Below are 25,651 nucleotides of genomic sequence, written 5' to 3'. Positions count from 1 at the left end.
GGACCGTCACTCGTGCCGACTCAGTAGTCTGATGTCTGCGTGACACAGGAGGCGTCTGCTGGATCTGCGAAATCCCGCGATCATCCGAAGCTGCGGTGCCAATCTTCATGATCGCGAGCCGGAAGAGGCGAAGAGCCACATGCGATGGAGACGATAAAAAACTCGCGAGGCAGCGCACCTCATCAATCCTCCAGAGCTTCGAATCGACCCGGCACGAGACAACAGAATCGGGTCGAGAGAAAGATTAAATGGGCGCATAAAAGAATCACTTAACAGGCGACGATCGGATAGATCAAGCTTTATTAAATTTCGCTTTATTGACTAATAAAGAATTCTATTCTATCAATCAGAGCTTCCAATCCGATCTCAAATTCCCTCCTGGAATGATCCTCACTGAGTGCCCCCTTCAAGCGCATCACCACCGGGAATCGACTCAGATCCAGACCAGAATCCCCTTCAGGGACAATCGCATTTCCTTCGTCCAAGGGAATTTCTACGGATGAGACCTCAGCGCCGCGGACGACGGATTCCAGCAGCAGGTGCCCGAGAAGGAAGCTGCTGATGATTCGGTAGGTGTGAACTGCGGCGGAGTCGCTGAAACCATGGTCAATGAGCGCGCGTAGGAAGCCTTCTACCAGAGACAGGCTGCGCAGCGGAGGGCGAAGCCATGGTGCCGCAGGATGTCGAGTCGCGACGAGTGGGAAGACCAGAGGGTGCTCCACCGCAATCTGGCGAACATGATGAGCAAAGGTCTGAAGGTACCCCTGCCATGTCTCACTGAGCTGCTTATCCAGATCGTCTTCCAGCCCTCGCAACAGCTCAGCTACCACAGACTCGAGCAGGTCTTCACGCCCTGAGACATGCCTGTACAGCGCCATTGCCTCTACATCCAGACTGGCACCGAGGGCGCGCATCGTGAGCTTCTGTGCGCCATGTGCGTCGATGAACGACACGGCTGACTTCACCACCAATTCACGACTGAGGCCGGGTCGCGCCTTATCTGGACCTGCAGCGTCGAATGTCCGATCCATTTATATCTACCTCGATACCGAATAGGTGACTTCCTCAATAGACGCCCACCTGGTGAACGCTTATGCGTGCGCCCATCTATGGTACTCCGGCGACGTTTCTCCGCGCCTTCAGTCAAATTTTCCCTCGCGGTCGCGCCTCCCCGGTTCGAAGGTCTTGGACACCGCCTCGAACGCCCAAGCCAGACGCCGATCGCAGACCCAGACCGGTCGGTTCACGCCGCCCGACGTAGAGCACACCCGCAACCCACGCCCGAACGACAGAAATCACGGGGCCCCAGCGGGACGCCAGCGGCATGACGCGACACGCTGCCACACTGGCGCCGAACTGCCTCCGGGCGACTATTGCCGAGGGCTGTGTTTACAGTGTAATCTTCAGCGCAGGTCGACATCTTGCAGACGCCTCGACAACATGAACACGTGGCCCGCATGCATCTGAGCCGACCGAAGAGGTAGCCAGAAACACGTCCTGACGGCGATCAGACGGGACGGTCAAGGAGTGACTCGGCGAAGAAGACGAGGAGGGAGACGAGCGAGGCCAGGTCCACCCAAACGATCCGGCGGGCGTCAACCTCACAGTCCAACCCAGGACATTAGAGAGGCTTTGTAGATCACCACTACACGAACGATTCTAGTAGCTCATGTTCATGTTTTATTTGGTACATAAATATTCTTTCTAAGAATCTTGACCCCGAAGCCCGGGGCATGGAAAGGCGAGTGAATGACCATGGTGAACCGCAACTTCGACGTCGACTTAATCGAGAACGCAGACGTATACGACAGTGAGGGAGCCAAAATTGGCTCGGTCGGTCAGGTCTACGTCGATGCTCAGACACAAGAACCCGAGTTCGTCACCGTGAACATGGGCCTCTTCGGTGCCAAGGAGACGTTCATCCCCTTCGGCGCGACAAGCTACTCCCCCGGCGGTCTCAGGGTGCCGTTCACCAAGGCCTACATCAAGGATGCCCCCAACATCGACGTCGACGGACACCTCAGTGTTGAAGAGGAGCAGCGCCTCTGGGACTACTACAGCACTGACCCCAGCACCGGACGCCACGGGGTGGACACGGATGGGCCCGGTGTTGACGCCGATGCCGACAAGATGGTCGCCCACGAGGAGCGCCTGAAGGTCGGCACCGAGCAGCGTGAGGCAGGTCAGGTACGCCTGCACAAGCGGATTCGCACCGAGAACCAGAGCGTTGAGGTGCCCGTCCAGCGCGAAGAGCTCGTCGTTGAGCGGGAGAAGGTCGACCCGAACTCTGCCGAGGCGCGCTCTGCAGGCAAGATCGATGAGGCGGGCCGCCAGGAGGAGGTCGTGACGCTGCACGAGGAACGCCCCGTGGTGGACAAAGAGACCGTGGCCACGGAGAAGGTCAATATCGGCAAGCGGACTGTCCAGGACACCGAAACCGTCTCCGGCGAGGTCCGCAAGGAAGAGATCGACGTTGAAGGCGACGCCAAGCCCGGTGCGAAGCACTGAGTGACGTCTCTGCAACGTGCGCATTCAGGGTTAGACGTCGAGCGTCTGCCAGGGGCCTGGTCCGAGAGCGCGATCGGGCCCCTGGCAGGTGCCATCAGGAGCGGGCCCGGCTGCACGGAGTGCACTCTCGCGACATGCAGTGGCTGCCGCACACCGGGAAGACGGCAATGGCAGGCTCTGCGTCCGATCTGTCCACCCCGCTGACCACCCGACTGACCACAGGTGGCAGCTTCATCCTCGAACGTCAGCAACAACCAGGTTGTACGTCGTTTCAATGCAAAGGGCACACATCATGAGTCACCCCGCACGATCGTCGGAACCATCAGTTCCCGAGTTGATGAATCGCCTCTCAGAGCAGACCTCACGGTTGATCCGCGACGAGCTGAAACTCGTCCAGGCGGAGTTGACCGCGACCGCCAAGCACGGCGGGATCGGCGCAGGCTTCTTAGGGGCCGGAGGCATCCTGGCCTGGTTCGGCTTCGGGGCCCTGATTGCCACAGCCATCCTAGGGTTGACCACCGTTCTGCCGGCGTGGGCGGCGGCACTCATAGTCACCGCTGTTCTCTTCATGACTGCCGCCATCGCAGCACTGCTCGGCAAGAAGAAGATGGAAAAGCTCTCTCTCGCGCCGGAACGAACGATCGCCAATGTCAACCGCGACGTTGCCGAGATTAAGGAACACAGCCGCCATGACACCCGCTAGCAATGTGAACGCTCAACTGCCCCGCCCGACCGCAGGCAGGGCGAACCCTTCCGTGGCTCCGCCGGAGCCGGAGAAGGGCGCCTCCCCGGAGCAGATCGAGGCCGACCTTGCGCGCACTCGTCGCGAGCTTGGTGAAACCGTCGAGGCACTGGCTGAGAAGTTCGATGTGAAATCACAGGCACAGGTGCAGCTCGATGAGGTGAAGCATCGCGTCGCCGCTGAGATTCACGGCGCCCGCCAGCACGCCCTCACATACTTCAGGCGCGCAAGAGACTTTGTCACCGACGAACAGGGCAAGCCGAACCGGAACGGATGGATCGGTGTGGCGACTGTTGCTGCGACCGCGGCCCTCATCGTCGTTGGCCGGGCTCGCAGGTGAGCTGAACAGGATGACCGCAGCTCGACCATGGAAGGAAGATCACGATGGCCAAGAAGGAATCTAGCAACACTTCGGCGAAGCTCCTCTATCGCCCCATCGGACTGGTCAACAGCCTGATCAGCGGGGCTGTCGCTGGCATGGTGTTCAAACAGATATGGAAGCGGCTTCCATGGGAACACCGCGACGATGCTCCCAAAGCGATGCAGTCCGACTTCAACCTTGGCGAGGTGCTCTCAGCTGCTGCCCTTCAGGGCGCGCTCTTCGCCTTCGTCAAGGCGTTGGTCGACCGAGGCGGGGCCAGGGCGTTTCAGCGGCTCACCGGAGAGTGGCCGGGCGACTGAACCCAGAACCTCATCACTCACTGGAGCTCATGCTCCCCACACCCGGAGAAAGGCACGTCTGATGTCCCACAGCTCCCGCGACAATACCGAAAATGATCCGGCGGACGCTCCTCACCCCGAAGACGATCGCAAACCTGACTCTCCTGCTGAGATCACCAAGCCGACGTGGAAGTACATCCTCAGGACCACGATCCGCGAATTCTCGGCTGACGGCTGCACCGATCTCGCCGCCGGCCTCACCTACCGCACGGTCCTTTCCATCTTCCCGGCGCTGATCGCCGTGGTCTCGGTGCTGAGCCTGTTCGGTCAGGGAGGAGGAACCGTGACCGCGGTTCTGGATCAGGCGGAGGGCATTGTTCCCTCCGACACGTGGGGCACCGTCCGACCTGCCTTGGAGTCTGTCCTGACAGCCCCTGCTCCGGGGCTGGGACTTATCCTCGGATTGCTGATCGCGCTGTGGTCGGCGTCGGGCTATGTGAAGGCCTTCGGCCGGGCGATGAACATCATCCACGAGGTTCCTGAAGGTCGCGGTGGGATCAAGCTGAATGTGCAGATGTATCTCCTGACAGCATTGATCCTCGTCCTGGGAGCCGTTGCCCTGATGATCCTGGTCCTGTCAGGACCGGTGGCAGAAGCAGTGGGAAACGTGATCGGGCTTGGCTCGACCGCAATCACGGTGTGGAGCATCGCTCAATGGTTCATCCTGGCCTTCGTCGTCGTCTTCGTCGTTGCTCTGCTCTATTACGCAACTCCCAACGTGAAGCAGCCGAAGTTCCGCTGGGTGAGCGTCGGTGCCCTCATCGCCATCGTGGTCGCGGTACTGGCCTCTGTGGGCTTTTTCTTCTACGTGTCCAACTTCGGCAACTACAACGCCACGTATGGAGCGCTGGCTGGGGTCATCATCTTGCTGCTGTGGATATACATCGTCAATGCGATCCTGCTCTTCGGTGCAGAGGTCGACAGCGAAGTTGAGCGCGGCCGTGAGCTCCAGGCTGGAATGCCCGCAGAGGAGAACCTCCAGCTTCCCGCTCGAGACACCAAGGCCAGCGACAAGAAGGCGCAGAAACATCAGGAGGATGTCGAGCGCGCACGCAACCTGCGCAGATCCGCAGGCCGAAGCCAGGACGCACCAGCCGCTGGACCGGACGAGGCTGTCCGACGCTGAGCTGTCGGGCATCACCCTTCCAGTGGATCTCCAGACCCTCTGTTCAATCTCGGTTCGTCGCGAATCCGAGGACACCACGAAAGGCAGACATGGTAAACCCACACAACACACCTCAAAGCAACCTCGGCGGAGCGGACGCGTCACGGGATAAGACGTTCCCGACGCCTCCATCAACCTCCGGCAGGGAGCCCGGTTCTGCAGCGAACGATCTCCCACTGGGGACCATGCCGATCTCCGGGCAGCAACAGCACTCGGGGCACCCCGACTCCGGGTCTCGCTCCACGTCTGGTTCCGCGTCCGCTTCTGCGTCTCACACCCAGAAGCAGTCGGATCAGGCCAAGTCGGCGGCTCAGGATGTCGGCAACGACGCCAGAGACGCCGGACGAGCGGTCAAGGACACCGCCGCGCAGGAAGCCGCAGGGGTCAAGGACGACGCCGTGCGCGAGGCCAAGCGCCTGGGCGATGAGGCGGGCACGATGCTCGAGTCCCAGGCGTCTGAGCAGCTCGGTCGCGCAGCCGGCGCGGTGCGCACCTTCAGCGACGACGTCGCCCGCATCGCTCGCGGCGAGAAGCCCGAGCCCGGGGTCGCCAAGGACCTTGTGGACCAGCTGAACTCACGCGCCGAAGCCACGGCCACCTGGCTCGAGGACCATGACCCCAAGGAGGTCCTCCAGGAGGTCCAGAGCTTCGCACGTCGTCGACCGGTGGCGTTCCTGGCGATCGCCGCCGGCGTCGGGTTCGCCGCGGGCCGACTGACCCGCGGACTCAAGCAGCACCACGCCGATGATGCTCGGCAGGGCTCCTCGACCTCGAGCCAGGGTGCCGGCACCAGCACCCCCGGTACCGCTCCGACCGGAACGGGGACGGGCCCGGTAGGAACCGAGTCGCCGGCTGCTGCTCTGGTCTCCGGAAACCAGAGCACCGGTGCCCCGGCCTACGAAACCGGTCCCGCCAGTCCCACCCCGGGTTACACCGGCGACGCTGATCCCTACGCCGGCGGTGCTGGCCGATGAGCAGCCATGCCCGTCGCCCCACGGACCCTGAACCCACCTCTGGGGCAGATCCCACGCCCGAATGGGAGCGTAGTGTCGAAAAAGAATCACTGGGTTCGCTCATGTCCAACGTCAGCAGTGACCTCTCCACCCTGATCCGGCAGGAGATCGCCCTCGGCAAGGCCGAACTTCGCGAGACCGCGATGAACGCAGGAAAGGGTGCTGGCATGTTCGGCGGCGCCGGAATCGCCGGGCACTTCGTGCTGCTCTTCCTCTCCATCGCCCTCTGGGCCGCTCTGGGCGCCACCGTGATCGGCAGCGCCTGGTCTGCGGTCATCGTCGCCGTGATCTGGGCGATCATCGGCGCCGTCCTGGCGGTGCTCGGCAAGAAGAACCTCGATCAGGCCGAAGGGGCACCGCAGACCGCGGAGACCCTCAAAGAGATCCCTGATGCTCTCACCCCCTCCAAGGAGACCCGATGACACAGCAGAGCCCCGATGAGATCCGCGCCGATATCGAGCGGACCCGCAACAGCCTCTCCCTCGACGTTGACGCCGTCGCCGACAAGGTCTCCCCGTCCAAGGTGGCGCAGCGCCAGACAGAAAAGCTCCGCAGCACCGTGGGTGGCTGGAAGGACAGTGTGATGGGGTCAGCCGATGATGCTTCCTCTGAGGTCTCGGAAAGTGCACATCATGCCGCCTCCAGTGCCCGGCGGGCACCTCAGGAGCTCAAGCACAAGACCCAGGGGAACCCGCTCGCGGCGGGCTTGATCGCTCTGGGGGCGGGTTGGTTGGCGGCGTCCATCCTTCCGGCCTCTGAGCCGGAGAAGAGGGCAGCGGCGAAGCTTGAGGATCAGACGAAACCGCTGGTAGATGATGCGAAGAGCCAGGCGTAGTCGATGGCCGAGGAGCTCAAGGAGCCGGCGCAGGAGTCTGTGCAGCGGGTCCGCGACTCGGCCGCTGAGAGTGCCCAGAACGTGAAGTCTGAAGCCCAGGACCAGAAGGACACGGTCGCTGACTCCGCGAAGTCCTCGGCGGAGGACGTCCGGGGCAGCTGACACTTATTTCATCACGGCGGGTCTGAGGTCTCCACCTCGGACCCGCCTTGGTCATCGGTGGCTCGTGAAGGTGAGTCCCGCCCTCCTCCCCGATAGCCCTGGAGCTGTTCTTCGACCGCGGCCGGGGCCGGTGAATTCAGTTAGTTCCGGGACCAGCACCAGAAGCTCAGTAGTACACCGCGAGCGGGCCGCCAGGACCCTCGATCACGGTGACCTCGGTGTCGAAGACCCGGGTCAGCACCGCATCCTGCATGATCTCCGCCGGGGTTCCGTGCTCGACCACCACCCCGTCCTTCATCGCCAGGATCCGGTCCGAGTACCGGGCGGCGAAGTTGATGTCGTGGAGCACGATGACCACGGTGCGGCCCAGCTCGTCGGCGGCGCGGCGCAGCTGCTGCATCATCTGCACCGCGTGCTGCATGTCCAGGTTGTTCAGCGGCTCATCGAGGAGCACGTAGTCGGTGCCCTGGGCCAGCACCATCGCCACATACGCGCGCTGGCGCTGGCCGCCGGAGAGCTGGTCCAGGTATCGCCCCTCCAACGCTGTCAGGTCCAGGAAGTCGATGGCCTCGGAGATGTGACGCTCATCCTCATGGGTGAGTCGGCCCTGTGAATGCGGGAAGCGGCCGAAGCCCACGAGCTGGCGCACGGTGAGTCGGGTGACGAAGTGGTTCTCCTGGCGCAGGATCGAGAGGATCTTCGCGATGGTCTTCGATGGCGATTTCACGACGTCGTGCCCGGCCACCTCGATCCGTCCGGCATCCACATCGAGCAGCCGCCCGATCATGGTCAGGATCGTGGACTTTCCGGCGCCGTTGGGGCCGACCAGAGCGGTGATCCCGCCCGCGGCGATGTCCACGCTGACCGGACCGATGGCGACGGCGTCGCTGGCTCCCGCGGAACCGTAGTTCTTGGCGACCTCGGTGAGGCTGATCACAGGCGACCCTTTCGCATCAGGACTATCAGGAAGACGATTCCGCCGATGAGCTCGATGATCAAAGTCACCGCGCCCTGGGCGTAGAAGATGTTGCGCATGATGAAATACGCCCCGGCCAGGACGGTGTACCCGATGAGCATCGCCATCGGGAACAGCATCCGATGGGAGTAGGTGTCCGCGAACTGGTACGCCAGGGTGGCGACCAGGAAGCCCAGGAAGGTCATCGGACCCACCAGGGAGGTGCTCATCGCCATCAGCACCGAGACCAGCGCCAGGATGATCATCACCTCACGCCTGTGGTCGACCCCGAGGTTGTCCGCGGTGTTGCGTCCCAGGGCGACCACGTTGAGCCGGCGCGCGCGCAACCACAACACTCCTGCGGCCGCCAGCGCGATCGGGATCGCATAGGGCAGGTACTCGCCGCGGGCGTTGCCGATGTTGCCGAAGAGCCGTGCGGTGAGCACATCGAACTCGCTCGGGGTCAGCACCCGCTGCATGAAGGTCGAGAGCGAGCCCAGCCCCCCGCCGATCACCACTCCGACCAGCAGCATGATGTGGATGTTGGAGAACTTCCCGCTCAGCAGCCAGGTGTAGAGGATGGTCGCGAAGAGCACCATCGCCCCGGCCTGCATCAGGAACTGTGGCAGCCCGGTGACCAGGGTGATCCCGGCGATGCCGAAGAAGAACACCGCGCCGGTCTGGATCGCCACATACAGCGACTCGAATCCCATGATCGAGGGCGTGATGATCCGATTGTTGGTCGCGGTCTGGAAGGACACCGTGGCCATCGCCTGGCAGAAGACGACGACGCCGATGACCAGCACGGTCTCGACCCGCATCCTCGCGATCAGCCAGTAGCCGTCGGAGCCGAAGGGCATCGGGTTGTCGTAGCCGAGGATCCCTGCGGTGAAGAAGACCGAGAGCCCACCCAGCAGCGCCATCACGCCCCAATAGCGCACCCCGTGGCGTCGGGTGGTGATCGCCCCGGAATGTCGTCTCGGCTGGGTCGCGGCGGCGCAGGCGGTGGTGCCGGCGGAGGCCGTCTCGGTTCCGGAGGAGACCGGCGGGGTGCGGCGCAGGTGGCCGAGCTGCGTGGTCATGTCAGCAGCCCGCCCTTCCGGCGCTGCCGCAGGAGCAGCCCGATGAACACCACGGCCCCGACCAGGCCCAGCACCAGCCCCACCGGGATCTCGAAGGGTGCGCGGATGGTGCGTCCGATCAGGTCACAGGCGGTCACGATCGCGATGCCGAGCAGCGCGACCCATGGCAGGTTGCTGCGCAGGTCATCTCCACGGAACAGCGAGATGATGTTGGGCACCACCAGGCCCAGGAAGGGCAGCGTGCCCACCACCGTGGCGGTCACCCCGGTGGCCACCGCGACCATGGCGGTGCCCAGGAACAGCACCGCGGTGTAGTTCAGCCCGACGTTGGTGGCCATGTCCTTGCCGAGGCCGGCCACGGTGAACTGGTCGGCGGTGATGAAGACCAGGATCGTCACCACCAGCACCAGGAACATCAGCTCATAGCGGCCTTCGACGACGCGGGTGAAGGATCCGGCGAACCAGATGCCCAGGGTCTGCAGGTGATCGGTCATCAGCGCGATGTAGGTCGTGAAGGAGCTGACCACCGCGCCCAGCATGATGCCGATGATCGGCACGATCAGCGAGGACCTCAGGGTGACTCGCTGCAGGAACAGGAAGAAGATCACGGTGCCGATGAAGGCCATCGTCACGGCCCCGCCCATCCTGGCCAGCATCGAGGCGCCGGGGAAGAGCCAGAGCACCAGGATCAGCCCCAGCCCGGCCCATTCGGTGGTGCCGGTGGTGGTGGGCTCCACGAAGCGGTTCTGCGTGAGCAGCTGCATGATCAGTCCGCACATGGCCATGGACGCCCCCGCCAGGACCAGCGCGATGGTGCGGGGGACCCGGGTGATGCCGAACATCCAGAACCCATCGTCTGCGAAGACGTCGTACTGCCCGGTGGTCAGCGAGAGCAGCAGCAGGCCCAGGGTGATCAGGATCCCGACCACCAGAGCCGGCGTGAAGAGCCGCTGCCTGCGGGTCGCTCGGGCATCCGGTGATCTCGGCGTGGACCTGGCGGCGGGGGCCGACGCGGTTCCAGCTGGGGGCGCCGGCGGGGACTCCGGTCCGGTGTCCGGCGGACTCTCCGGGGACACGCGTCCGTCGCGGCTCAGCGCCGCGGGTGGGGTATCAGGCATGGGACTTTCCAAGAGCAGTGGCATGACTATGCGAGAGGATACATATTCTGCCGGTCTGGTTACTGAATAGCGAATAACCCTATAGCGATATTAGGGACGGTCCCACGCAGGTTGTCCAGGCCTGCGCGGGACCGTCGGGCGACCATCATTCACCGACTGGCAAGAAAGTGAACTGCGGTCATTCCGCGGCTTCGAGTGCGTCTGCGAAGTCGCGGAAGAATTCGGTGTAGGCCTGGATGTCTTCGGTGAGGTAGAAGTTCTCCGGCAGGTACACGACCTGGTCGTTCTCCACCGCGGAGACGTTGGCCAGTGCGGCCGACTCTTCGACGACCTCGGCGGCAGGGGTGTACTCCTCGCCCTCATCCAGGGTGAGTCGGGCGTCGCGGTCCAGCACGAGCAGCCAGTCTGGGTCGGCGGTGGCGATGGCCTCCACGGAGATGTCATCGCCGTGGGACTCGTTCTCACCCTCCTGCTCCAGTGCGGGAGTGAGGTTGAAGGTGTCGAAGACCGGTCCGATGGCGCGGCCGTCGGGACCTGGTGCCACGTAGCTCATGTCACCGCCGGAGGTGAGCAGCCCCATCACGGTGGACTCGCCGTCGTAGGCCTCCTGGACCCGAGTCATCTCGACTTCCAGCTCCTCGACGAGGTCAGCCGCGATGTCCTCCTGACCGAAGACCTCACCGAGCGACTCGGTCTTGCGGATCAGCTCTTCGACCAGGTCAGCGTCCGCCTGCGGCTCGAACTCCAGGACGGTGGCATCGGGCGCGAGACCGCCGAGGTCCTCGTAGTAGTCCTGGAAGCGCTGTCCGTTGATGATCAGGTCGGGCTCGGCCGCGACGACGTTCTCCAGGTCGGGCTCTCGGTGGTTGCCCAGGTCCAGGATCGACTCGTCCTCGGCGTAGGCGTGGGTCTGGGCGTCCATCAGGCTTCGGGCGGCGGCGCTGGGCTCGACCCCGAAAGCCTCCAGGGTCCGGTAGGACCTGTTGTCCGTGACGACGACGCTCTGTGGATCTGTGGGGACCTCATGAGTGCCGTGATCATCCTCGATGGTGACCGTGGCCGAGCCTTCAGCGTCAGTCTCGGCAGCCTCAGTCCCACCCTCTTCGGTCTCGCTCGCCTCCGACTCGCCGGCATCCGGCTCCTCGACCTGGGCATCTGATCCGCAGGCGCTCAGGGCGAGCATCGCGATGACGCCGAGAGAGAGTCCCCCCAGGGCCCTGGAGCGGAGCGTCGCGGCCGAGCTGCGCGCGGTCCGCTCGGAGCCGGTGGCGACTCGGGCGCTCTCGAGTGCGGCGTCCTGGGGTGCGAAGTCTTCGGTGGGCATGGCCCTGCCTTTCACGGTGGATGATTCCGGGTTTCCGGGAGGAGATCTCTACTTAGTGTCCCCTAAGCTAAATAGAAGCTACAGAGTTAACTAATTTAACGCAACCGTGGTGCCGAATATGACAGTCCGAGAGATTCCGTCACGTGCGCGTGTGGTATTAGGCGTGATCGCGGCGCCACCGGTCAGGGTCCGTCCGGATTCGAGGGGCGCTGCCGGTACCGTAGAAGCGATGTCTTCCCCCGCCGCTGATGCGCTCTCCCCAGTTCTCACCCCGGAGGGGTGGGAGCTGCTGAACTCGCTGCCGCCCTATGACCAGCAGGCGGCGTTCGGGTTGAATCTGCGGCTGCGTGAGGCCGGCCACCCGGCGGATCGGGTGGCGGCGGCCCTGACGCAGTCCCGGCTGCGGGCGGCGGCGCGGAAGAAGTTCGGCGAGTTCGCCGACCGGATGCTCTTCACCCATGAGGGTCTGCAGCAGTCGACGCGCCTTCCGGTCGCGGCGCGCCATGCCCAGCGCTTCCGCGCCGCAGGTCTGGACCGGGTGGTCGATCTCGGCTGTGGTCTGGGCGGTGATGCGCTGGCCGCCGCATCGCTGGGACTGGCCGTGACGGCGGTGGAGGCGGATGAGAGCATCGCGGCGGCGGCCACCATGAACCTGCATCCCTTTCCGGAGGCCGCGGTCCAGCACGGCACGGCCGAGGACTTCGCGGAGACCTTCGATCTGCTGCGCTCGGGGGCTCCCCCCGGCTGGGGCCTGTGGCTGGATCCGGCGCGCCGCGATCCGCACGCGGCACAGGACACCGCAGCGACCGGGCCCTCAAGGCTCTGGGACCCCGAGTCCTTCTCTCCGCCGCTGAGCTTCGTGACCGCTCTGGCGCGCACCGGCGCCCCGATGGGGGTCAAGCTCGGCCCCGGGCTGCCGCATGAGCTGATCCCCTCGGACTGTGAGGCCGAGTGGGTCTCGGTGGACGGAGATCTGGTGGAGGTGGTGCTGTGGTTCAACGCCCTGGCCCGTTCCGGAGTCCGGCGCGCGGCGACTCTGCTGTCCAGCAGCGGAGCCGCACCCGTGGAGCTGGTCAGCGCGACCGATTTCGGCGCGGGCATGGAGCTCGAGCCACACGGGCGAGCCGGGCTCGCCGGGGTGCTGCATGAACCGGACCCTGCGGTGATCCGCTCCGGGCTCGTCGCCGAGCTCGCCGACTCGCTGGGTGCTCGTCTGCTCGATGAGCACATCGCCTACTTCTGCACCGACGAGGCTCTGACCGATCCCGACCATCGCCTCTCCCGGCAGTTCCGGGTGCTCGAGGTCAAGCCGTTCAACGTCAAGACGCTCAAGACCTGGGTGTCCGATGCCGGGCTGACGAGTCTGGAGATCAAGAAGCGCGGGGTCGACGTCGCCCCTGAGCAGCTCCGTCAGCAGGTCCTGCCGAAGAAGCGGACCAAGGGGCCGAAGCGTCATGGCACCCTGGTGATCACCCGCCTGGGCGAGGACCGGGTCTTCGCGGTGGTGGAGCCGCTCTGAACGCTCAGCAGGCGGAGTGGCCGCGCGGCAGCTCGCCCACCTCCACCGGAAGCGCCCCGGGCGCCTGAGCTCCGGCGAGCACTGCGGCGAGGGCGTCGAAGGACTCCTGGGTGCGGCCGTAGAGCGCCATCTGGGTGGGGGCGTCGGCCAGTGCCAGGACCTCAGGACGGTCCAGGGCCACCGCGACGTCTCCGCCCGCGGCGGAAGACTCGCCGACGAGGTTCACCACCGCCCCGCCGCCCACTGTCAGTCCTTCCGCCTCCGCGGCTGAGGCCAGCCGGGAGCGGTCCTGCTCCGTGCCCCCGACGATGGTGATGCCCGCCGCTGCCAGGTCCGACTCACACTCTCCCGTCACGAGGGTCACGGCAGATTCGCTGAGCTCCGCCGCCGTCTCCTGTCCGGTCTGATCCTCCGCAGTCTCGTCCTCGGCCTCCTCCGTCGCCTCGTCGCCGCGCAGCTCCTCGGGCAGCTGGGCACCGGGGCCGGCGGCGAGCTCTCCTGCGGCCAGATCGGCCTGCCAGAGCTGCAGCGCGGCGACCCGTTCGGACGCCTCCTCGAGGCGGGAGCGGTCAAGCTCGCCCGACTCCACGGCCGCGACGATCCCGGCGTGGGCGCCGCGCACGTCAGAGGGCATCAGCAGCAGATCCGCGCCCGCGGTCAGGGCGGTCACCGCGGCCTGGTCGCCGCCGTATGCTTCGACGATGGCTCCCATGTTCAGCGCATCGGTGACGACCACACCCTCGTGGCCGAGGTCGCGCAGCTCGGTGTAGGCGGCCTCGGAGAGCGAGGACGGGACCCCGGCTTCCAGCGCGGGCACCTCGATGTGGCCCATCATGATCATCGGGACACCGGCCTCGGCGGCCTCGGCGAAGGGCGCCCAGTCGCGAGTGCGAAGCTCCTCGAGGCTGGCGTCCTGGACCGGGAGCGTCTGGTGGGAATCCTCGGTGACGGAACCATGCCCGGGAAAGTGCTTGACCGATCCGGCCAGACCGCCGTCGGCGAGGCCGCGGATGCCGTCCATGGTGAGCGTGGTGACCGCCTCGGCGTCGGAGCCGAAGGAGCGCGAGCCGATGGTCGGATCGGAGGCACCCACGGTGACGTCGCCGTTGGGTGCGAAGCTGGTGGTGAACCCCAGGTCGGCGAGGTCAGCGGCGAGGAGTCGGTGCCCGGAGCGGGGGAGCGCGCCGTCGTCGTCCGGCTCCGACTCATCCTGCCCGGCTGCGGCCGCCCCGTAGGCCATCGGGGTGGGCCATTCGGTGAGCGGGGCGCCGACCCGCGTGACCAGGCCGCCCTCCTGGTCCACGCTGATCATCGGGGGCACCTCGCGCTCCGCGCCGGTGTCGCGCAGGATCTCCAGCTGGGCGGCCAGGGCCTCGGTGTCGACACCTCCTTCGGAGGCGGGGACGTTGGCGCCCATGATGATGGCGCCGCCCAGGTGCAGCTCGGTGACCAGGGCCGCCATCGGTGCGGCGTCGGTGGTCGCGTACTCCCCCACCAGCACCGATCCGGCGAGCTGCTCGAGCGAGTACTCGGCGACGATCTCCGCGGCCCGCTCCCGGTGTTCCTGCCCGGGTCCTGCGAGCGCCGCCTCCTGTGCCTGTTCGGCGTCAGCGCGGCGCTGCTCCTCCGCCGCCGCGGACTCTTCGGCGCTCGGCCCGCTGGGCGCGGAGGAGTCCTCGGGGGCGTCCGTGTCGGCGCCGCCGGCGCAGGAGCTGAGCAGCAGAGAGGAGAGCAGCGCCGCAGCGATGAACGGGCGACGACGCGAGGAACCGGCAGAAGACATGTCACTCAGGATATCCGCGCCGCCTGAACAGCCGAGCCGGTGCTCGAGGCGACGCCGATGAATTCCCGGCCGGTGGAGGATCTTCGGGCCAGGCATGGGGCATCGGGTGGTCTGGGCAGTATTCTGTCTCATGATGCGGCCGCCGGCCCTGACACACTGAGGAGCCACGTTGGAACTACCCTTCGCTGAATCACGACGTTCCACCCTGGGCCTGGAGTGGGAGCTGGCCCTGGTGGACCGACAGACCGGAGATCTCCGGTCGGTGGCGGACCGGATTCTCAGTGCCTGCCATGAGGACATGCCGGATCTTCGCCCGGAGGACGAGCACCCCTTCGTGAAGCAGGAGCTGCTGACCAACACGGTGGAGCTGGTCACCGACGTCTGCCCGGACGTGAACACCGGTGTGGATCAGCTGCGCGCGACCGCCAGCAACGTGATGCGCCACTGCGAGCCGCTCGACGTCGAGCTCTACTGCCAGGGCTCGCACCCCTTCGCCGCACCCACCGAGCAGGAGGTGACGGACAAGGAGCGCTATGCGGAGCTGATCCGGCGCACCCAGTGGTGGGGCCGGCAGATGGTGATCTACGGGGTCCACGTGCACGTGGGCCTCGATGACGTGGCCCAGGCGATGCCGGCGGTCAATGCCCTCTGCAACTACAACGCCCACTTCCAGGCCCTGACCGCCTCCTCGCCCTACTGGGCGGGAGAGGACACCGGCTACGCCTCGCAGCGGGCGCTGGTCTTCCAGCAGCTGCCCACCGCCGGGGCGTCCTTCCAGTTCGAGGAATGGTCCGGCTACGAGAAGGCGGTCAGCGACCTGGAGCACACCGGGGTGATCAACGATGTCACCGAGGTCCGCTGGGACGTCCGCGCCGTGCCCCGGCTGGGCACCGTGGAGCTGCGCGTCTGTGACGGACTGGCCACGCTCGAGGAGATCGCCGGGGTCGCGGCACTCACCCAGTGCATCGTGCACTCCACGGTGCAGGACCTCGGGAACGGCGGCAAGGTGGTCTCGATGCCGCCGTGGTTCGTGCAGGAGAACAAGTGGCGCGCCGCGCGCTACGGCCTGGACGCCGAGATCATCCTCAACGCCGAGGGCGACGAGATGCTGGTGACCGATCACCTCGAGCAGGAGCTCAACCGGCTCGAGCCGGTGGCGAAGGAGCTGGGCTGCGCCGATGAGCTCGCCCTGGTCGAGCAGATGATGCGCGACGGCGCCGGCTACATCCGGCAGCGCCAGGTCGCGGAGACCCATCAGGGAGATCTGCGGCAGGTGGTGCTCGACGCCGCCGCGCGTACCCGGATGTCGATCAACGGCCCGCGGCGAGTCTGAGCCGCGGGTCTGAACGGCGGGTCTGAGCGGGGGGGGTCTGAGCCGCGGGCCGAGCTAGACGCTGATCCGTTCCACCGGCTGGGAGGAGTCCGCGGGGATCTGCAGCGAGGAGGGCGCGACTCCGGCTGCGACGAGCTGCGCGCCCAGCGCCGCGACCATCGCACCGTTGTCCGTGCACAGGCTCACCGGGGGGATGCGCAGCTCGATGCCGGCCGCGGCGCAGCGCTCGGCCAGCAGCTCGCGCAGCCGCTTGTTCGCTGCGACGCCTCCGCCGAGCATCAGCGTGGTGATGCCGTGCTCGCCGGCGGCGCGCACCGCCTTGGCCGTGATGACGTCCACCACGGCCTCCTGGAAGCTGGCGGCGATGTCTGCGACCGGGACCGGTCGGCCGGCGACCTCGAACTGCTCCACCGCGCGGGCCACCGCGGTCTTCAGTCCGGAGAAGGACCAGTTGTGCCGATGCTTGCCCGGGGCCTCGACCGAGCCTTCGAACTTCGGCATGGTCAGGCCGCGCGGGAAGCGGAATGCGCGCGGATCCCCGGTGGCCGCGGCGGCGTCGATCGCGGGTCCGCCCGGGTAGCCCAGTCCCAGCAGACGCGCGGTCTTGTCGAAGGCCTCACCGGCGGCGTCGTCGATAGTGGAGCCCAGCAGCTGCACGTCGCTGGTCAGCGAGCCGATGCGCAGGATCTCGGTGTGCCCGCCGGAGACCAGCAGCGCCCCGGTGTTCTCCGGCAGCGTCCGCAGCCCTGCGGGTCCGGCGACGCTCTCCCCGGCGGGGTCCAGCAGGCCCACGCCGACGTGGGCGACGAGGTGGTTGACCCCGTAGAGCGGCTTGTCCGCGGCCAGGGCGAGCCCCTTGGCGGCGGAGAGCCCGACCATCAGCGCGCCCGCGAGGCCGGGTCCGGCGGTGACCGCGATCGCGTCGACGTCGCGCAGCTCGATCCCGGCGGTGTCCAGGGCCTGGCGCAGCGTCGGCACGAAGGCCTCGAGGTGGGCGCGGGCGGCGATCTCCGGGATGACGCCGCCGAAGCGCACGTGTTCCTCCATGGAGGACGAGACGGTGTTCGCCAGCATGTGGGTCCCGCGGACGATCCCGACGCCGGTCTCATCGCAGGAGGTCTCGATGCCGAGCACCAGCGGGGCGCGGCGGGCCGAGGAGGCGTCGGTCATGGGGTGGGGCTCCTGAGGTCTGCCGCTGAGCTCGGCGCGGCGGGGTCGGTCAGCGGCTTCTGCATGATCAGCGCGTCCTGCCCGTCCGGGTAGTACTGCGCCCGGGTATGGATGTGGGTGAAGCCCTCACGCCGGTAGAGGGCCTGCGCCCCGGGGTTGTCGGCGCGGACCTCGAGCAGGATCTGCTCGGCGGACTGTTCCCGGGCGGCGCCGATGAGCAGGCGCAGCAGCCGGGTGCCCAGCCCCTGGCCCTGGGCCTCGGGAGCGACGGCGAGGGTCTGCACATCCGCCAGCGGCAGCACGCACATCATCCCGGCGTAGCCGGCGAGCTGCCCGGCTGCGTCCCGGGCGACCCAGTAACGCCGGGTCGGAAGCCCGCCGGGGCCGGCGGTGGTGTGTGCCAGTTCGTCGTAGAAGAAGCTTTCGGGCCAGGCGTCGTGCGGGAAGAGCCGGTTCTCCAGGGCGAGCACCTCGGGAACGTCCAGGGCTGTCATCGAGGTCACCGGGTAGAGCTCAGAGCCGGGGGCGGCGGTGGACTCAGGGGTCACGTTGACGTCGGGGGTGGTGGCGGCTTCGGGGGTCGCCCGGCGCGGGGCATCGTGTGCGCTCATGAGGCCTGCTTCGCGCGCATCTGGGCGGGCACCTTGGCGTCGGAGTCGCGCAGGTACAGCGGGAGCGGGTCGCGCAGCACCGAGCGGGCGGTGATGTCTGGCTGCGCGGGGCCGGCGGTGTCCGGCGTCGCCGAGGGGCCCGTCGACCCTGGTGCTCCCCCGCGCCTCAGTTCGCGCTGCGCGAGCAGGCCCAGCTCCACCGCATCGGGCAGCCACTGTGATTCCAGCGCCGAGCGGGCCGTGAGGACCTGCGGATACAGGCTCGCGCCGACGCCGACCACCGGGAGGTCCGGCAGCTCGGCGGCCGCGCTGACCTGCGGTCCGTCGAGCAGTTCGGCGAACCCCTGCGCGTCCGCGCGGTAGCGGGCCCAGTAGACCTCGCGGCGGCGTGCGTCGCTGGCGGCGAGGAACTCGCCCTCCGCCGAGGCGGAAGACTCCGCCGGCTGGGCCACGGCACGTTGGGCGAGCGAGTCCAGGCTGCAGACTCCATGGAGCGGGACGCCCCAGACCTCGGCGAGCGAGTGCGCCAGCGCGAGACCGACCCGCAGTCCGGTGAAGGGGCCCGGACCCACACCGACGACGACGCCGCGGAGCCCGGCCCCGGTCACCTCGGCCTCGCGCATGGTCTGGGCGACCGCTTCGGCGAGCACCTCGGCGTGGGTCGTCGTCACGGCGGTGCGCCACTGGGCGCGCACCTGGCCGTCGTCGAGCACGGCCACAGAGGCCCCGGCGGAGGAGTCGATCGCGAGAATCACCCCTCCATCGTAGTTCGTCACAGCTGCGGCGGCTGCGCCCAGGCAGGTCCGTATCCGCGCAGGACGGCGCGCCGTCGAGCTCCGAGGACGTCGGCCTCGGTCTCGGAGAAGTCGGTGATGATCTCGGTCTCCCCCGAGTTCGAGCCCGGGGACTCCTGCGGCGTCGACTCAGCCCCGGTGTCCCTGATCAGCTCCAGATCCAGCCAGGATCCCTCGACTCCTACCAGCGCCGCCTCGACCATCCCCCGACCCCATTCCACCACTGTCACGGACTCGGTCAGGGTGGAGGTCAGGTCCAGAGATTCCAGGCCCTCCGGGTCGGTGCGGTAGGCGTCCACGTGGACCAGATCAGGGCCCTGACCCTGGGATCGGTGGATCCGGCTGAGGATGAAGGTCGGCGAGCTCACCATCCCGCTGACGCCCAGCGCGCGGCCCAGGGACTGGGTGAAGGTGGTCTTGCCGGCACCCAGACCGCCGGTGAGCACCAGCAGCGCTCCGGGTTCCAGCAGCTCCGCGAGGGCCTGAGCGAAATCGGCGGTGGCGTCGAGGTCCTCCAGGATCACCTCGAGGCTCCACCGCTCACCTGCGATCGGAGCGGCGGGGCTCTGGGCTGCGCTCATGCCGGACCCCGCGGCGGCGTGGGGGACGCAGCCGATGCGGGTGACGCCGCGGTGGGCACCGAGCCTGTGGCCAGACCTGCGGCCAGGTCGGAGTCCACCACGATGCGCGGGACCCGTTCCCCGATCCGGGTGATGATCTCGTAGTTGATGGTGCCGGCGGCGCTCCCCCAGTCGGCCGCCTCGATCCCGGAGCTGCCTCCGAAGATCACGACGTCGTCCCCGACCTGGACATCGGTCTCGCGTTCACCGAGGTCCACCACGAACTGGTCCATGGCGACCCGGCCGACCGACCGGTAGCGCCGTCCGTTGATCCAGACGGGAGCGTGGACCGCCACCCGCGGGATCCCGTCGGCGTAGCCCAGCGGAATCAGCGCCAGGCTGGTGGGGCGGTCCACCCGGTGGGTCAGTCCGTAGCTGATCCCCTGGCCCGTCGGCACCTGCTTCACGTTGGCCACCGTGGTGCGCAGCTCCATGGCCGGGCGCAGGCCGAGGTCTTCGGCGGTGCGGTCGGCGAAGGGGCTGTGCCCGTAGACCCCGACCCCGACGCGCACCATGTCGAAGTGGGCGTCCGGGCGGGAGAAGGCGCCCGGGGTGTTCGCCACGTGCCGCAGGTCCGGCACGATCCGGTGCGCCTCGGCGAGCTCCAGCGCGTGGCGGTAGACCTGCAGCTGGTCATCGGTCTCGCGGCGGTCGGGCTCATCGGCCACGGCGAGGTGGGTGAAGATGCCCTCCACGCTGAGCAGGCCGCGGTCCTGGTACTGGGCGGCCAGGCGGAGCAGCTCGGGCCACTCCTCGATGGTGCAGCCGTTGCGGCCCAGCCCGGTGTCGATCTTCAGGTGCACTCGGGCCGGCTTCTGCAGAGATTCTGCCGCGCGAGCCACATGGTGGATCTCCCAGCCGGAGATGCCCAGGTCGATGTGTTCGGTGATCGCCGCGGCGAAGTCGGTGGCACGAGTGTGCAGCCACGCCAGGAGCGGCGCCTGGATCCCTGCGGTGCGCAGCACCAGCGCCTCACTGACGTGGGCAGTGCCCAGCCAGTCGGCTCCGCCCTCGAGGGCTGCCCGGGCGGCGGTGACCGCGCCGTGCCCGTAGCCCTCGGCCTTCACGGCCACCAGCACCTTCGCCGGTTCCACGTAGGAGGCGATGGTGCGCACATTATGCCTGATCGCGGCGGGGTCGATCACGGCTGCACGTTCGGCGGGCTCGGGATGGGCGGTGGCCGGACGTGAGGTGACGGGACGGGAGGTGGCGCTGGGGTCGCCGATGATGCTCATGGAACCACCCTATCGAGAGCCACGGACACTATTGTGGTGCGCCCGCTACTCGCGCAGCGCGCCGATCAGCGCGCTGGCTCCGAAGTGGCCGCGACCGTGGGGGTCCAGGCGCTGGGCGGCGGCTGCGTGCAGTCGGGCGCCCTCGGCGGCGATGCCGGAGAAGTCCAGGTTCTGCGTGCTGCCTGCCGTGGCCAGCAGCGCGCCGATGATTCCGGTCAGCACGTCGCCGGTGCCGGCGGTGGCCAGTCCAGGAGTTGCTGAGCGCACGATCAGCGGCGCGGTACCGTCGGGTCCGGCCACCACGGTGCTCGGCCCCTTGAGCAGGACCGTGGCACCGAGCGCCTGAGCCAGCGCGCGGGCGGCCTCGAGGGTGTCAGGCTCCCCGGCGAACAGCCCCTGCAGCTCCTCGTCCTGGAGCGCGTCGGCGATCCGTCGTGCTTCGCCCAGGTGCGGGGTCAGGATCAGCGCCGCGCCGAGGTCGCCGGCGCTGAGCAGATCGCCGCGGAGCAGCTCCAGGCCGGTGGCGTCGAGCACGCAGGGCATCTGGGCGTCCACGGTGGCGCGCAGGATGGTCTCGGCCTCGACCTGGCGGGAGCGGTCCCGTCCGAGACCCGGCCCGATGGCCGCCGCGGTGGCACCCTCCAGCGCCTTCTCCGCACGGCCCTGACTCGTCACCGCCTCCGGCCAGGACTGCAGCACCGAGGAGGAGACGCTGAGCTCGGCCTGCAGCCGCACCATGCCCACGCCTGAGGTGATCGCGGCGCCGACGGTCAGTTCGGCGGCTCCGGGGAACTGCGCGGAGCCGGCCACCACCTGCAGGATCCCGCGGGTGTACTTGTGGTCTCCCGGGCGAGGCCGCGGTGCGCTGAGCTCTGGTCCGGTCAGCTCCCAGGCCGCCGGAGCCGGCAGCTGGTCCGCCAGTCCGATCTCCACCGTGTGGATCTCCCCGCTGAGCAGCCCTCCCTGTCCGAGCAGCAGTCCCAGCTTGGCTGCCCCGAAGGTGACGGTGTGCTGGGCGGCCAGGGCATCGCCAGGGCAGCGTCCCGTGTCGGCGTGGACCCCGGAAGGGATGTCGCAGGCCACCACGGTGCTGGTGCGGGCGGAGGCGATCAGGCCGGGCACGTCGGGGAGCGTGAACGCATCCCGGGCTCCGGTGCCGAGGATCGCGTCGATCAGCACGGTCGTGTCGCCGGGGACCTCGGTGATCACGCGACCGCCGGCCCGGAGGAACTCCTCCAACGCCTGCGGGTGGGCGCGGTCGGCGACCAGCACGGCGCGTGCATCGACCCCGCGGGAGCGCAGCTCGGCCAAGGCGTAGAGTCCGTCGCCGCCGTTGTTGCCGGAGCCGATGAGGCCCACGACCCGGGCTCCGTAGCTGCCGCCGGCGCTCCGGAGCAGGCCCAGCACACAGCTGGCCAGTCCATAGGCGGCGCGACGCATCAGCGCGGGACCTTCTCCGGCGTCGACCAGGGGTTTTTCAGACTCCCGGATCTGGGTGCCGGAGTAGACCGGAAGTGATGCGGCAGTCATGATCAGCCCTCCGCGACCACCATGGCGGTGGCCACGTCGCCGTCGTGGGAGAGCGAGAGGTGCCAGCGCTTGACCCCCCTGGACTCGGCGACCTGCGCCACGGTCCCGGACACCTCGACATGCGGGGCGCCAGCGGAGTCCATGACCACCTGGCAGTCCTGCCAGTTCATCCCCGCCGGGGCGCCCAGCGCCTTGGCCACGGCCTCCTTCGCCGCGAAGCGCGCGGCCAGGGAGCGGGTGTTGAGCTCACGCTCGGCCGGGACGAAGAGCCGCTGCCGCAGCGCCGGAGTCCGGCGCAGCTGATGCTCGAACCGCGTCACCAGGACGACGTCGACGCCGATTCCGACGATCATGTGCTGCTCCTTCTTGCGAGAGGTCCCGCTGAGAAACGGGTCACACTGTCCCGAGGGTCACGCTGCATCGATGGCCGCTCTCTGCGGAGGGCCAGGAAGAACGACCGCTCCATAGAGATGGTCACTCCACCGTGACCGACTTGGCCAGGTTGCGCGGCTGGTCGACGTCGTAGCCCTTCTCGGCGGCCAGTGCGCAGGCGAAGATCTGCAGCGGGACGGTGGTCAGCAGCGGCATCAGCAGCGGCTGGGTCTCCGGGACGTAGAACACCGTCTCGGAGTAGTCCACCACGTCGGCGTCGCCGACCTCGGCCACGGTGATGGTCTTGGCGCCGCGTGCGCGGACCTCCTGGATGTTCGAGACCACCTTGGCGTGCAGCGAGTCACGGCCATGCGGGGACGGCACGACGACGAACACCGGCTGGCCCTCGTCGATCAGCGCGATCGGTCCGTGCTTGAGCTCGCCTGCGGCGAAGCCCTCGGCGTGGATGTAGGCGATCTCCTTGAGCTTCAGCGCGCCCTCCATCGCCACCGGGTAGCCGACGTGGCGACCGAGGAAGAGCACCGACGGGGCCTGGGCCATGTCGCGGGCGAGCTGGCGGATGTCGTCGGCGCCGTCCAGGACTTCCTGGATCTTGGCGGGGATCTTGTGCAGGTCCGCCAGGATGTCCTCGATCTCGCCCTGGAAGAGCTTCCCGCGCAGCTGCGCCATGTAGAGGCCCAGCAGGTAGGAGGCGGTGATCTGGGCCAGGAACGCTTTGGTGGAGGCCACCGCGATCTCCGGACCGGCGTGGGTGTAGAGCACCGCGTCGGATTCGCGCGGGATCGTGGAGCCGTTGGTGTTGCAGATCGCCAGCGTGCGGGCGCCCTGCTCCTTGGCGTAGCGGACCGCCATCAGCGTGTCCATGGTCTCCCCGGACTGGGAGAGCGAGACGATCAGGGTGGAGTCGTCGATGATCGGGTCGCGGTAGCGGAACTCGTGCGAGAGCTCCACCTCCACCGGCACGCGCACCCAGTGCTCGATGGCGTACTTCGCGACCATGCCGGCGTAGGCGGAGGTGCCGCAGGCCAGGACGATGATCTTGGAGATGCCCTTGAGCTCGTCGGGGTCGATGCGCAGCTCGTCGAGGACCAGGCGGCCGGAGGCGTCGGTGCGGCCCAGCAGCGTGTCCTCCACGGCCTTGGGCTGATCGTGGATCTCCTTCTCCATGAAGGTGCCGTAGCCGCCCTTCTCTGCGGCGGCGGCGTCCCAGTTCACCGAGAATCGCTTCCCCTCGGCGGGGGTGCCGTCGAAGTTGATGATGGCGACGTCGTCGGTGGTGATCGTCACGACCTGGTCCTGCTCCAGCTCCACGGCTTCGCGGGTGAAGTCGATGAATCCGGAGACGTCGGAGCCGAGGAAGTTCTCCCCTTCACCGAGGCCGACCACCAGGGGCGAGTTGCGCCGGGAGGCGACGACACGGTCGGGCTGGTCGGCGTGGACGGCGAGCAGGGTGAAGGCACCCTCGAGCTCACTGGCTGCCAGACGCATCGCCTCGGTCAGGTCGCCCGCGGCGGAGCCCACGAAGTACTGGCCGATGAGCTTCGCGGCCACCTCGGTGTCGGTCTGCGAGCTGAACTCCTCGCCGGTAGCGACGAGCTTGGCCTTGAGCTGGGCGAAGTTCTCGATGATGCCGTTGTGGATGACGGCGAGCTTGCCGTCGTCGGCCAGGTGCGGGTGCGCGTTCTGATCGGTGGGCGCACCGTGGGTGGCCCAGCGGGTGTGTCCGATGCCCACCGAGGCCTCAGCCATCGGGGCAGCTTCGATCTCCGCGAGGAGGTTCGCGAGCTTGCCGGACTTCTTCCGCGTCGAGACGGTGCCGGCCGCCACGGTCGCCACCCCGGCGGAGTCATAGCCGCGGTATTCCAGACGACGGAGTCCTTCCAGGAGCACGTCGAGGGCTGAATGCTGACTGGTCTTCTCGGGCAGGCCTATATAGCCGACGATTCCACACATGAGGGATAGCGTATCGTGTCAACGTGTCTGAACGCCCATCCGAAGATCCTCGTCCGCGCGCCTCCACGGGTCCGCTCCCTGCCCTGGTGGCGGGCACCGCGCCCTGGGCAGGATCCCCGTTCAAGCCGGATCAGCCGCACACCTCCCACTCCCCGTTCGCGGAGCTGGACCGTCAGGCCTGGGCCCGGCTGGCCGACACCATCGAGCAGCCGCTGAACCAGGACGACGTCGACCGCCTGCGCGGCATCGGCGAGCATCTCTCGCTCAACGAGGTCGAACAGATCTACCTTCCGCTGAGCCGACTGCTCTCGATCTATGTGGAGTCCGCCGCCCAGCTGCGCTCGGCGGCCAATGAGTTCCTCGGCGAGCAGACTCTGCGCACCCCCTTCGTCATCGGCGTGGCGGGCTCAGTGGCCGTGGGCAAGTCCACCACCGCCCGCGTGCTCCAGGAGATGCTGCGCCGCTGGCCCTCGACGCCGCGGGTGGAGCTGGTCACCACCGACGGCTTCCTCTATCCCAACGCCGAGCTGCAGCGGCGCGGCCTGATGGACCGCAAGGGCTTCCCTGAGGCCTACGACCGCAGAGCGCTGCTGCGGATGGTCTCGGAGGTGAAGTCGGGCAAGCCCGAGGTCCGGGCGCCCTGGTACTCCCACCTGGTCTATGACATCGTCCCGGATCGTGAAGTGGTGATCCGCCAGCCCGATGTGCTCATCGTGGAGGGGCTCAACGTCCTGCAGCCGGCGCGGGTGCGGGAGGACGGGACCACCGGTCTCGCGCTGAGCGACTTCTTCGACTTCTCGATCTACGTCGACGCCAAGCCCAAGCACATCGAGCAGTGGTACGTGGACCGGTTCATGCGCTGGCGCGACGGCGCCTTCGCGGATCCGCAGAGTTACTTCCACCAGTACTCCTTCCTCGACGACGACCAGGCCCAGGCCCGTGCCACCGACATCTGGAATCGGATCAACGGCCCGAACCTGCGCGCGAACATCGCCCCGACCCGCTCCCGGGCCCGTCTGGTGATGGCCAAAGGTGAGGACCACTCGGTCTCCCGCGTCCTGCTGCGCAAGGTCTGATCCCTCGAAC

At 67.5% G+C, this 25,651-nt stretch carries 26 protein-coding genes; 12 read left to right on the top strand and 14 right to left on the bottom strand.

What is annotated here, in order from left to right:
- Positions 1-314: 314 nt before the first annotated feature.
- Entirely contained in the window at positions 315-1,031 is a 717-nt protein-coding gene (locus tag BCL67_RS02255) for a TetR/AcrR family transcriptional regulator C-terminal domain-containing protein (protein WP_106121841.1), read from the bottom strand.
- A 718-nt stretch (positions 1,032-1,749) separates the two neighbouring features.
- On the opposite strand from BCL67_RS02255, the gene BCL67_RS02250 reads away from it, so the two are divergent.
- The 9 genes from BCL67_RS02250 to BCL67_RS15340 all read left to right on the top strand — a co-directional run bounded on the left by BCL67_RS02250 (position 1,750) and on the right by BCL67_RS15340 (position 7,145).
- A complete protein-coding gene (locus BCL67_RS02250; RefSeq protein WP_308737940.1) occupies positions 1,750-2,508 on the top strand; it encodes a PRC and DUF2382 domain-containing protein in 759 nt (252 codons plus the stop codon).
- 337 nt (positions 2,509-2,845) lie between these two features.
- A complete protein-coding gene (locus BCL67_RS02245; RefSeq protein WP_258174683.1) occupies positions 2,846-3,211 on the top strand; it encodes a phage holin family protein in 366 nt (121 codons plus the stop codon).
- A gap of 52 nt (positions 3,212-3,263) precedes the next feature.
- On the top strand, positions 3,264-3,590 hold the full coding sequence (locus BCL67_RS02240; RefSeq protein WP_219886346.1) for a DUF3618 domain-containing protein: 327 nt from the start codon (positions 3,264-3,266) through the stop codon (positions 3,588-3,590).
- Between the two features lie 44 nt (positions 3,591-3,634).
- Positions 3,635-3,931 carry a DUF4235 domain-containing protein gene (locus BCL67_RS02235; protein ID WP_106121839.1) on the top strand — a complete coding sequence of 99 codons (297 nt, stop codon included), beginning with the start codon at positions 3,635-3,637 and terminating at the stop codon, positions 3,929-3,931.
- Positions 3,932-3,992: 61 nt separating this feature from the next.
- Positions 3,993-5,096 carry a YihY/virulence factor BrkB family protein gene (locus tag BCL67_RS02230; protein WP_106121838.1) on the top strand — a complete coding sequence of 368 codons (1,104 nt, stop codon included), beginning with the start codon at positions 3,993-3,995 and terminating at the stop codon, positions 5,094-5,096.
- A gap of 224 nt (positions 5,097-5,320) precedes the next feature.
- Positions 5,321-6,109: a hypothetical protein gene (locus BCL67_RS02225; RefSeq protein WP_106121837.1), complete on the top strand. Its 789-nt coding sequence runs from the start codon at positions 5,321-5,323 to the stop codon at positions 6,107-6,109.
- Positions 6,106-6,570, top strand: coding sequence for a phage holin family protein (locus BCL67_RS02220; RefSeq protein ID WP_106121836.1), 465 nt, complete (start codon positions 6,106-6,108; stop codon positions 6,568-6,570). The genes BCL67_RS02225 and BCL67_RS02220 overlap by 4 nt, the downstream gene beginning before the upstream one ends.
- Positions 6,567-6,983 (top strand): DUF3618 domain-containing protein, encoded by a 417-nt coding sequence (locus BCL67_RS02215; protein ID WP_106121835.1) that lies wholly within the window; start codon positions 6,567-6,569, stop codon positions 6,981-6,983. Before BCL67_RS02220 ends, BCL67_RS02215 begins: the two co-directional genes overlap by 4 nt.
- Before the next feature lie 3 nt (positions 6,984-6,986).
- A complete protein-coding gene (locus tag BCL67_RS15340; RefSeq protein ID WP_181255855.1) occupies positions 6,987-7,145 on the top strand; it encodes a hypothetical protein in 159 nt (52 codons plus the stop codon).
- Between the two features lie 166 nt (positions 7,146-7,311).
- On the opposite strand, the gene BCL67_RS02210 is transcribed toward BCL67_RS15340, so the two are convergent.
- From BCL67_RS02210 to BCL67_RS02195, 4 genes are all read right to left on the bottom strand, one after another.
- Positions 7,312-8,082, bottom strand: coding sequence for an iron ABC transporter ATP-binding protein (locus BCL67_RS02210; protein WP_106121834.1), 771 nt, complete (start codon positions 8,080-8,082; stop codon positions 7,312-7,314).
- Positions 8,079-9,182, bottom strand: coding sequence for an iron chelate uptake ABC transporter family permease subunit (locus BCL67_RS02205; protein WP_106121833.1), 1,104 nt, complete (start codon positions 9,180-9,182; stop codon positions 8,079-8,081). The genes BCL67_RS02210 and BCL67_RS02205 overlap by 4 nt, the downstream gene beginning before the upstream one ends.
- A complete protein-coding gene (locus tag BCL67_RS02200; protein ID WP_106121832.1) occupies positions 9,179-10,300 on the bottom strand; it encodes an ABC transporter permease in 1,122 nt (373 codons plus the stop codon). Before BCL67_RS02200 ends, BCL67_RS02205 begins: the two co-directional genes overlap by 4 nt.
- Positions 10,301-10,478: 178 nt before the next feature.
- Entirely contained in the window at positions 10,479-11,624 is a 1,146-nt protein-coding gene (locus BCL67_RS02195; RefSeq protein ID WP_106121831.1) for a siderophore ABC transporter substrate-binding protein, read from the bottom strand.
- A gap of 229 nt (positions 11,625-11,853) precedes the next feature.
- Between BCL67_RS02195 and BCL67_RS02190 the strand changes: the two genes are divergently transcribed.
- Positions 11,854-13,143 (top strand): class I SAM-dependent methyltransferase, encoded by a 1,290-nt coding sequence (locus BCL67_RS02190; RefSeq protein WP_106121830.1) that lies wholly within the window; start codon positions 11,854-11,856, stop codon positions 13,141-13,143.
- 4 nt (positions 13,144-13,147) lie between these two features.
- Here BCL67_RS02190 and BCL67_RS02185 read toward each other — a convergent pair whose 3' ends face one another.
- Positions 13,148-14,926, bottom strand: coding sequence for a glycoside hydrolase family 3 N-terminal domain-containing protein (locus BCL67_RS02185; protein WP_106121829.1), 1,779 nt, complete (start codon positions 14,924-14,926; stop codon positions 13,148-13,150).
- Between the two features lie 169 nt (positions 14,927-15,095).
- Between BCL67_RS02185 and BCL67_RS02180 the strand changes: the two genes are divergently transcribed.
- Positions 15,096-16,259 carry a glutamate--cysteine ligase gene (locus BCL67_RS02180; protein WP_106121828.1) on the top strand — a complete coding sequence of 388 codons (1,164 nt, stop codon included), beginning with the start codon at positions 15,096-15,098 and terminating at the stop codon, positions 16,257-16,259.
- A gap of 54 nt (positions 16,260-16,313) precedes the next feature.
- Here the strand turns inward: BCL67_RS02180 and tsaD are convergent, their stop codons facing one another.
- From tsaD to glmS, 8 genes are all read right to left on the bottom strand, one after another.
- A complete protein-coding gene (gene tsaD, locus BCL67_RS02175) occupies positions 16,314-17,429 on the bottom strand; it encodes a tRNA (adenosine(37)-N6)-threonylcarbamoyltransferase complex transferase subunit TsaD (protein ID WP_106121827.1) in 1,116 nt (371 codons plus the stop codon).
- Positions 17,426-17,923, bottom strand: coding sequence for a ribosomal protein S18-alanine N-acetyltransferase (rimI, locus tag BCL67_RS02170; protein WP_106121924.1), 498 nt, complete (start codon positions 17,921-17,923; stop codon positions 17,426-17,428). Before rimI ends, tsaD begins: the two co-directional genes overlap by 4 nt.
- 113 nt (positions 17,924-18,036) lie before the next feature.
- Complete coding sequence (gene tsaB, locus BCL67_RS02165) at positions 18,037-18,795, bottom strand: tRNA (adenosine(37)-N6)-threonylcarbamoyltransferase complex dimerization subunit type 1 TsaB (RefSeq protein ID WP_106121826.1); 759 nt, start codon at positions 18,793-18,795, stop codon at positions 18,037-18,039.
- A 17-nt stretch (positions 18,796-18,812) separates the two neighbouring features.
- Positions 18,813-19,415, bottom strand: a complete 603-nt coding sequence (gene tsaE, locus BCL67_RS02160; protein WP_106121825.1) for a tRNA (adenosine(37)-N6)-threonylcarbamoyltransferase complex ATPase subunit type 1 TsaE — start codon at positions 19,413-19,415, stop codon at positions 18,813-18,815.
- Positions 19,412-20,689 (bottom strand): alanine racemase, encoded by a 1,278-nt coding sequence (gene alr, locus BCL67_RS02155; RefSeq protein ID WP_106121824.1) that lies wholly within the window; start codon positions 20,687-20,689, stop codon positions 19,412-19,414. The genes tsaE and alr overlap by 4 nt, the downstream gene beginning before the upstream one ends.
- A 45-nt stretch (positions 20,690-20,734) precedes the next feature.
- Positions 20,735-22,219, bottom strand: coding sequence for an NAD(P)H-hydrate dehydratase (locus tag BCL67_RS02150; RefSeq protein WP_106121823.1), 1,485 nt, complete (start codon positions 22,217-22,219; stop codon positions 20,735-20,737).
- Positions 22,220-22,221: 2 nt separating this feature from the next.
- A complete protein-coding gene (locus tag BCL67_RS02145) occupies positions 22,222-22,572 on the bottom strand; it encodes a holo-ACP synthase (protein WP_106121822.1) in 351 nt (116 codons plus the stop codon).
- Between the two features lie 121 nt (positions 22,573-22,693).
- Positions 22,694-24,565, bottom strand: coding sequence for a glutamine--fructose-6-phosphate transaminase (isomerizing) (glmS, locus tag BCL67_RS02140; protein WP_106121821.1), 1,872 nt, complete (start codon positions 24,563-24,565; stop codon positions 22,694-22,696).
- Positions 24,566-24,588: 23 nt separating this feature from the next.
- On the opposite strand from glmS, the gene coaA reads away from it, so the two are divergent.
- Positions 24,589-25,641: a type I pantothenate kinase gene (gene coaA, locus BCL67_RS02135; protein ID WP_374955618.1), complete on the top strand. Its 1,053-nt coding sequence runs from the start codon at positions 24,589-24,591 to the stop codon at positions 25,639-25,641.
- Positions 25,642-25,651 lie beyond the last annotated feature (10 nt).

This window comes from Nesterenkonia sandarakina (genome assembly GCF_003003175.1).
GTDB lineage: Bacteria > Actinomycetota > Actinomycetes > Actinomycetales > Micrococcaceae > Nesterenkonia > Nesterenkonia sandarakina_A.
This window is presented reverse-complemented; position numbering and strand designations above follow the sequence as displayed.